This window comes from Microbacterium sp. K36 (assembly GCF_004794355.1).
GTDB lineage: Bacteria > Actinomycetota > Actinomycetes > Actinomycetales > Microbacteriaceae > Microbacterium > Microbacterium paraoxydans_D.
In genome coordinates, this window is the sequence record NZ_SSDN01000010.1 from 1 (window position 1) to 7439 (window position 7439).

The following is a 7439-nucleotide window of genomic DNA, read 5'->3' on the forward strand; positions in this document are numbered from 1 at the left end:
CGTGTTGTCGACACCGCGAGGCTACCAGTGTTGACTGTTAACAGTCAACACTGGTAGCCCTCGCCCCTCCGGACTAGCCGGCCGTGGCGTTCTCGTACGCGCGCATCGCCGCCTCCTGCGCTTCCTTCAGCGCGTCCTCCGGCGACTTGTCCCCGAGCAGCGCCGCCGTGATGGCGTTGTTCAGCTCGTTCTGGATCTCCTGGCCCGCCGGCGAGGAGCCGAACGACTGCCCGTAGTCCACCACGTCGTAGTAGGTGGAGATGACCTGGTCGAAGCCGGCGTTGCCGCTGTCGGTGACGAAGGTCTCGCGGATCGACTGGTCGGCGGATGGCGCCCCGGTGAACAGCCCGGTGTTGATCCCGCCGTCGGTCTTCAGGGTCTCGGCACGCGCCTCGCCCGCCGCATTCCACGCGTCGTCGGAGGTGAGGTTCACCATCCACGCGCACGCCGCCGCGGGGTTCTCCGCGCCGGCCGGGATCACGAATGCGGTGCCGGAGGCGACCGAGAACGGCTCCCCGTCGGCGTTCCGGAACGGCACGGCCTCCAGGTCGATCTGGTCGGCGTAGGGGCTGAGCACGTTCGGATACCACTGCGCGTTCACCTGCGCCCCGACCTGCTGGGCGACGAACTGGTTCTGGTCGCCGAAGGCGTCGAACGAGTCGCTGAAGCTTTTGACGGCTGCGAAGCCGCCCTGCGCGTCGGTGATCTGCTTGAGCATCTCGATGCCGGCCACGTTGCTGGGGTCGTCCAGGGTGGGCGCCCCCTTCTCATCGTTGAGCTGGCCGCCCATGCCGAGGATCCACAGCCCGGCCTGGCCCGTCGCGACCGGGTCGAACCCGAGCCGCGTGGGCACGCCGCCGGACTCCTGGTACATCCTCTCGATCGCGCCGAGCAGCACGTCGGGCTTCGAGGTGTCGATCTCGTCCGCCGTCACCCCCGCCTCGTCGAGCACGGCCTTGTTCAGCAGGATCGCCGGCGGCTGGTAGAACTGCGGCACCGCCCACACGGCATCGTCGTAGGTGACGTCGTCGACGACGAAGGGGTACCAGTGGTCCCGCGGCGAGACGTCCTGGGCGGCGAAGCACTCGTCGAGCGGCATGATGAGGTCCTGCGCGGCATACGTGGTCACGTACCTGCGGTCCATCTGCACCACGTCGGGCACGTCACCGCTCGCGATGCGGGTGGTGAACTTCTGCGCGTCGAAGGCCGTCGCGTCGAGGTCGACCTCGACGTCCTTCAGCTGCTCGGCGGCGTAGTCCATGCGCGAGGTGCCGACGTCGTCGGCGTTCTCGAAGCCCCACGCCTTCAGCGTGCCGCTCGGCTCCGCCCCGAAGTCGGCGTCGGCCGCCTGGTCGTCTCCCCCTCCCCCGCCGCACCCGGCGAGGACGAGGACGGATGCCGCGGCGACCGCGGTGATTCCCAGCATGCGTGTGCGCATGACTGCTCCTTTCGATCTGTGGTTCGTCATCCCTTGCGCCCCTGGGTCGCGACGCCCTCGATGAAGGCGCGCTGCCCGAAGGCGAAGAGGATGAGCATCGGGAGGGTCACCAGGAGGGAGGCGACCATGACGTACTGGTAGTCGCCGTGACCGCCCGCGGTGGGGCTGTACTTGGTCATGGCGTACGCGATGCCGAGCGGCGCGGTGAACTCGTCCACCGATCCGGCGTTGAGGTAGATGAGGGCGGCCTGCAGGTTGTTCCAGCTGGCTTGGAACTCAAACAGGAACACGATGACGAACGACGGGATCGACAGCGGCATCGCGATCCGCCAGAACAGTCCCCAGGCGCTGGCCCCGTCGAGTCGCGCCGCCTCGAACAGCTCCCGCGGCAGGCCGAGGAAGAACTGCCGCTGCAGGAAGATGTAGAAGGCCGAGCCGAAGAGGTTCATGCCCCACAGCGGCACCCATGTGCCGAGGAGTCCGGTCTCCTTCCAGATGAGGTAGATCGGGATCATCGTCACCGCGCCGGGGAGCATCATCGTCGCCAGCACGAGGCCGAACAGCAGCCCGCGCCCCGGGAAGCGGAAGTAGGCGAAGCCGAACGCGACGATCGAGCTGGAGATCGCGACGGCACCGGCGGCGAGCAGCGCGATGGCGATGCTGTTGCCCATCCAGTTCAGCAGCGGGAGCTGATTCCACACCTCGACGTAGTTCTCCGGCACGAACGTCTTGGGGATGAGGGCGTTGTCGAATACCTCGCCCCGGGGCTTGAAGCTCGCCGCGATGAGCCACGCGAACGGGTACAGGAACAGCAGCGCGAACAGCACGAGGATGATGTTCAGCACGATCCGGGCGGCGAGGCTCTTCGGCTGCCGCAGCCGACGACGCCAGCGCGAGCGGGTGGCGACGGTGGTCGTGAACGTGCCCGGGGCCTTCTCGGGCTCCGCCTCGACGGGGACCTGACGCAGGGTCTGGGACATCAGCGGTCTCCCTCGTAGTAGACGAAGCGGTTGCCGACCTTCACCTGGATGAGCGTGATGATCATGATGATGACGAAGAGCAGCCATGCCATCGCCGCCGCGAAGCCGAAGTTGAACTGCCGGAACGCCTGCTGGAACAGGTAGATCGCGTAGAAGAGGGAGGCCTCCGGTGACGAATTGCTCTGATCCCGCCAGAACAGCAGGTACGCCTGGTCGAAGATCTGGAACGCGGCGATCGAGAGCACGATGACGTTGAAGAACATCGCCCCCGAGATCATCGGGAGGGTGATCGAGAAGAACTTCCTGATCGGTCCCGCCCCGTCGAGCGAGGCCACCTCGTACAGCTCGACGGGCACGTTCTTCAGCGCCGCGAGGAAGATCACCATGGTCCCCGCGACGGTCCACAGCGTCATGATCACGATGCTCGGCTTGACCCACGCGGGGTCGACGAGCCACTGCGGCCCCTGGATGCCGAACACCCGGAGGAACTGGTTGATCGCCCCGGAGTTGCCGTTGAGGAGGAGGAAGAACACCGCCGCGGTCGCGACGGCCGGCGTCATCTTCGGCAGGTAGTAGAGCACGCGGAACGCTCCCGCACCCCGCCCGACGCGGTTGAGCAGCAGAGCGAGGATCAGCGCGAACACGATCTCTAGCGGCACCGCCATCACCACGTAGAACAGCGTGTTCGCGAGCGAGACGCCCACCCGCGGGTCCTCGAACAGGTTGGCGTAGTTCTCGATGCCGACCGGGCGGGCGCTGTTCGTGGCCAGGTTGTAGCTGCTGAACGAGATGTACAGGCTGTAGACCATCGCGCCGGCCGTGAAGATGAGGAATCCGAGGAGCCAGGGGGAGATGAAGAGATAGCCGGCGAGGGCCTCCCGGCGGTGGTACCGGTCCCGCTGGCGGGTCTTGAGCGGCATCCACCTGCCTCCTTTCCGAGGACGTGCAGACACGGCGCTCCCGTCCTGGCGCGATGGTAGGTCCGCAGAAGCGGTTCCCCTCGGGGCTTGCGCAGAACCGTTTCCTGTGGTTCACCTGAATGCCCCCTCGGCGCGCTGATGGCCAGGGTGACGTTCCTCAATAGGATGTGGGGAATAAACACGGAGGAGGGCCGGGGGAATGTTCGACGAGCGACGGCGACAGGCAGCGCTCGAGGAACTGGGGATCCTTGACACACCACCCGATGAGCGGGTGGATCGGGTGGCACGACTGGCGAAGGAGATGTTCGGCGTGCCGATGGTCAGCGTCTCGCTGATCGACCGCGACCGGCAGTGGCGCAAATCGCAGATCGGCCTCGGGGGGAACGAGGCACCACGACAGGACTCGTTCTGCGACTACACCGTGTCGCAGGACCGGACGGTGGTGGTCGAGGACGCGAGCACGACCGACCTCTTCGCCGAGAACCCGTTCGTGACCGGCGACCCGCACCTGCGCTTCTACGCGGCGCATCCGCTGCACGCCCCGGGCGGCGAACCGGTCGGGACGCTGTGCGTGCTCGACACGGAGCCGCACACGTTCACGGACGCGCAGCAGGACCTTCTGCGCGATCTCGCGTTCTGGGTGCAGACGGAGCTGGCCCAGGACGCGGACATCGACCATGCCGCCGTGGTGCAGCGGGCGCTGCGCCCGCGGGTGCATCCGGAGATCGAGGGCTACACGATCGCCGCCGGCGCCGCCCCACGCGGCATGCTCGCCGGCGACTACTACGACTTCTCCCGTCATGGCGACGCGATCCGCGTCACCCTCGCGGACGCGATGGGCAAGGGCACGGGACCGGCGCTGGTCGCGGCCACGGTGCGCGCCTCCCTGCGGACGGCGCCGGAGCGCTCGCTGTCCGACGCCGTGATCGAGGTGGACCGCCTGCTCGAGGACGATCTCGCGGACACGTCGATGTTCGTCACGGCCGTCGTCGCGGAACTGCGACCCGAGACGGGAGAGCTCGAGGTCATCGACGCCGGACACAGCCTGGCGTTCATCGTCCGGGCGGACGGGTCATGGACGCCGCTGCGTTCCACGAACCTGCCCCTCGGCATGGGCATGGGCCTCGTCGACCCCCGGGTTCCGGTGACGACACGGCTCGAGGTCGGGGACGCCTTCATCTGCTGCAGCGACGGGCTCCTCGACGTGCTCGACGCCGACGACCCGTTCGGCCACGTGGAGCGGGTGCTCACGGCGATGGGGCCGGACGGCGCCGTCCGGGAAGCCCTGCGACTCGCGAACGATGACCGCGCCACCGACGACATCACCGTCGTGGTGGTGCGGAGGGACGCATGACGGCGCGGTTCGCGACCATCCGCGTCCTGGCCCTGCTGTCGGTCCTGCTCGGGGTGAACTACGTCGCCTGGCGGTGGTTGGAGTCGGTGAACTGGTCCGCCTGGTGGATCGCGGTGCCGCTCGTGATCGCCGAGACATACAGCCTCATCGACACGTTCCTCTTCTGTCTGACCATGTGGCGCGCGAAGGAGCGTCCGGCGCCGGTATCGCCGCCGCAGGGCACCGTCGACGTGTTCATCACGACCTACGACGAGCCGATCGAGCTCGTCATGACGACGGCCAGGGCGGCGAAGCGGATCGCCTATCCGCACTCCACCTGGATCCTCGACGACGGCTCCCGCCCCGAGCTTGAGGCGGAAGCCCGGGCGGCCGGTGTGGGCTACCTCACGCGTTCCGAGGACTGGACCGACAAACCCCGGCACGCCAAGGCCGGCAATCTCAACAGCGCGCTCTTCCAGACCGACGGCGAGTTCCTCCTCATCCTCGACGCCGACCAGGTGCCGGATCCGCTGATCCTGCACCGCACGCTCGGGTACTTCGCCGACGATCCGGAAGTCGCCCTCGTGCAGACGCCGCAGTGGTTCGTGAATGTCGACGAGGCCGATCCCCTGGGCAGCCAGGCGCCACTGTTCTACGGGCCGATCCAGCAGGGGAAGGACGGCTGGAACGCGGCCTTCTTCTGCGGCTCCAACGCCGTGCTCCGCCGCGAAGCCCTCATGCAGCTCGGCATCGTCGGCTATGTGCGGAACGTGACCGACTCCGCCGCACGGGCGCTCAAGACCTCCGAGGCGCTGATCGCCCGCGAGGCCGAGACCGCGACGGACCCGGCGCTGGCCACCGAGCTCGGCGCGCTCCGCATCGCGATCGCGCGCGGTCGCAAGGAGCTCGCCGCGGGGGCGCCGGTCGCCGAGGTCGCCGCCCGCGTGGGCGACGCGGTCGACGATGCCTCCCGCATCCTCGTGGCCCACGACCTCGAGGGCATCCGCGCCGACCTCGCGGTGATCGAATCCCTGCCGGTGCAGCACGACGCCGAGCTCGGACAGGTGATCGTGGACGAGGCAGGGCTCGAAGCTCTGGCCGCCTCGGACCTCTCCCCCCTCACCGCCGTCGAAGCCGTCCGCGGACTGCTCGATGCGCTCCGCCTCGACCGGGCGGACGAGGCGCAGCCGATCCTGCCCCTCGCCACGATCTCGGTGACCGAGGACATGGCGACCGCGATGCAGCTGCACGCCCTCGGGTGGCGCAGCGTCTACCACCACGAGATCCTGGCCCACGGGCTCGCACCCGAAGACCTCCGGACGATGCTCACGCAGCGGCTGCGGTGGGCCCAGGGGACGCTGCAGGTCATGCTGCGGGACAACCCCCTGGCCAAGCGCGGGCTCTCGGTGGGACAGCGCCTGATGTACTTCGCGACGATGTGGAGCTACCTCTCCGGCTTCGCCGCGATCGTCTATCTCGCCGCCCCGGTGATCTACCTCGTGTTCGGGGTGCTCCCCGTCACCGCCTGGTCGGTCGACTTCTTCGTGCGGTTCCTGCCGTACTTCCTCGTCAACCAGGCGCTGTTCCTCGTGGTCGCCAAGGGGGTGAAGACCTGGCGCGGTCAGCAGTACTCGCTCGCGCTGTTCCCCGTGTGGATCCGCGCGTGCTGGACGGCCTTCGCCAACGTCGTGCTCGGTCGGCCGCTGTCCTTCGCCGTGACCAGGAAGGACGGCCGGGATCCGCGCGGCGTCCCATGGCGGGAGATCTGGCCGCAGCTCACCGCCATGGTCGTGCTCGTGATCGCCCTCGTCATCGGGGTCGCCCGGGTCATCGTCGGGACGGGCGACGGCACCGGAACCCTCGTCAACACGGCCTGGGTCCTGTACGACCTGGTCGTCCTCAGCGTCATCATCCAGGCGGCGCGCTACCGCGGTCCCGCCGCGCAGGTCCTCGAGAAGGAGTCGAATGAACGTCAGCACTGACACCAGGGACGGCTACGCCGTCGTCACGATCACGGGGCGCCTGACCGCCTCGGGGGCGCCGCTGCTGCGCAACGCGGTGAGCGACCTGGTCACCGCCGGGCAGCCGCGCATCGCGATCGACCTGAGCGGCACCGAGTTCGTCGACTCCTCGGGCCTCGGGGCCCTCGTCGGCGGCCTCAAGACCGCCCGCGTGGCGGGCGGCGATCTGCGCATCGCCGCCGTCCCCGAGGCCGTGCGCACCGTCCTCCACCTCACCAACCTGGACCGCGTGCTCCGCGACTACCCGACGCCGGAATCGGCGTTCGATGGACGCTGAGACCCGGTCCTTCCACATCGACGGGCCCGCGGGGCTCGCCCTCGTCGACCGCGCCCTCGATGAGCTCGACCGGCTCTGGACTCACGCTCCGGAGGTCCCGGCGCAGGACCAGGTGCTGTTCACCCTCGCGCTCAGCGAGGTCACGACCAACATCGCGCAGCACAACGAGCACGCGGACGTCGTGCTGAGCATCGACGTCCGCGTGACGCCGGAGGAGGCGCGCGCCTACGTCCGCGACACCGCCCCGCCGGCACCGATCGACTGGGACGCCGTGACGATGCCGGGCGAGGAGGCGGAGAGCGGACGCGGACTCGCGCTGTCGCAGGCCGCACTCGACGAGTTCACCCACACCGTCACCGATCTCGGCAACACCTGGATCCTCGTGCGACGCGTGGACCCCGCGCGCGCGGCGGGCGACTAGGCGATCAGGCGAGCCAGGCCGGCGCGCGCCCGCGCAGGGCGGCGGCGTC

General features: G+C 68.8%; 7 protein-coding genes. 4 read left to right on the forward strand and 3 right to left on the reverse strand.

Annotated elements, in window-relative coordinates; genetic code table 11:
- Positions 1–73: 73 nt before the first annotated feature.
- The 3 genes from DW296_RS00290 to DW296_RS00300 are packed head-to-tail and all read right to left on the reverse strand — an operon-like array spanning position 74 to position 3338.
- The gene (locus tag DW296_RS00290) at positions 74–1438 is read right to left on the reverse strand and encodes an extracellular solute-binding protein (protein ID WP_136050604.1); all 1365 of its coding nucleotides are present in this window, start codon (positions 1436–1438) and stop codon (positions 74–76) included.
- Positions 1439–1464: 26 nt separating this feature from the next.
- The gene (locus DW296_RS00295) at positions 1465–2418 is read right to left on the reverse strand and encodes a carbohydrate ABC transporter permease (protein ID WP_025102660.1); all 954 of its coding nucleotides are present in this window, start codon (positions 2416–2418) and stop codon (positions 1465–1467) included.
- Positions 2418–3338 (reverse strand): carbohydrate ABC transporter permease, encoded by a 921-nt coding sequence (locus DW296_RS00300; RefSeq protein WP_136050605.1) that lies wholly within the window; start codon positions 3336–3338, stop codon positions 2418–2420. The genes DW296_RS00295 and DW296_RS00300 overlap by 1 nt, the downstream gene beginning before the upstream one ends.
- Before the next feature lie 199 nt (positions 3339–3537).
- On the opposite strand from DW296_RS00300, the gene DW296_RS00305 reads away from it, so the two are divergent.
- Genes DW296_RS00305 through DW296_RS00320 form a run of 4 tightly spaced genes read left to right on the forward strand, consistent with a single transcriptional unit; the run spans position 3538 to position 7390 of the window.
- Entirely contained in the window at positions 3538–4692 is a 1155-nt protein-coding gene (locus DW296_RS00305) for a PP2C family protein-serine/threonine phosphatase (RefSeq protein ID WP_136050606.1), read from the forward strand.
- Positions 4689–6653 carry a glycosyltransferase family 2 protein gene (locus DW296_RS00310; RefSeq protein ID WP_136050607.1) on the forward strand — a complete coding sequence of 655 codons (1965 nt, stop codon included), beginning with the start codon at positions 4689–4691 and terminating at the stop codon, positions 6651–6653. The genes DW296_RS00305 and DW296_RS00310 overlap by 4 nt, the downstream gene beginning before the upstream one ends.
- Entirely contained in the window at positions 6637–6969 is a 333-nt protein-coding gene (locus tag DW296_RS00315) for an STAS domain-containing protein (RefSeq protein WP_136050608.1), read from the forward strand. Before DW296_RS00310 ends, DW296_RS00315 begins: the two co-directional genes overlap by 17 nt.
- A complete protein-coding gene (locus DW296_RS00320; RefSeq protein ID WP_136050609.1) occupies positions 6959–7390 on the forward strand; it encodes an ATP-binding protein in 432 nt (143 codons plus the stop codon). Before DW296_RS00315 ends, DW296_RS00320 begins: the two co-directional genes overlap by 11 nt.
- The last annotated feature ends 49 nt before the right edge of the window (positions 7391–7439 follow it).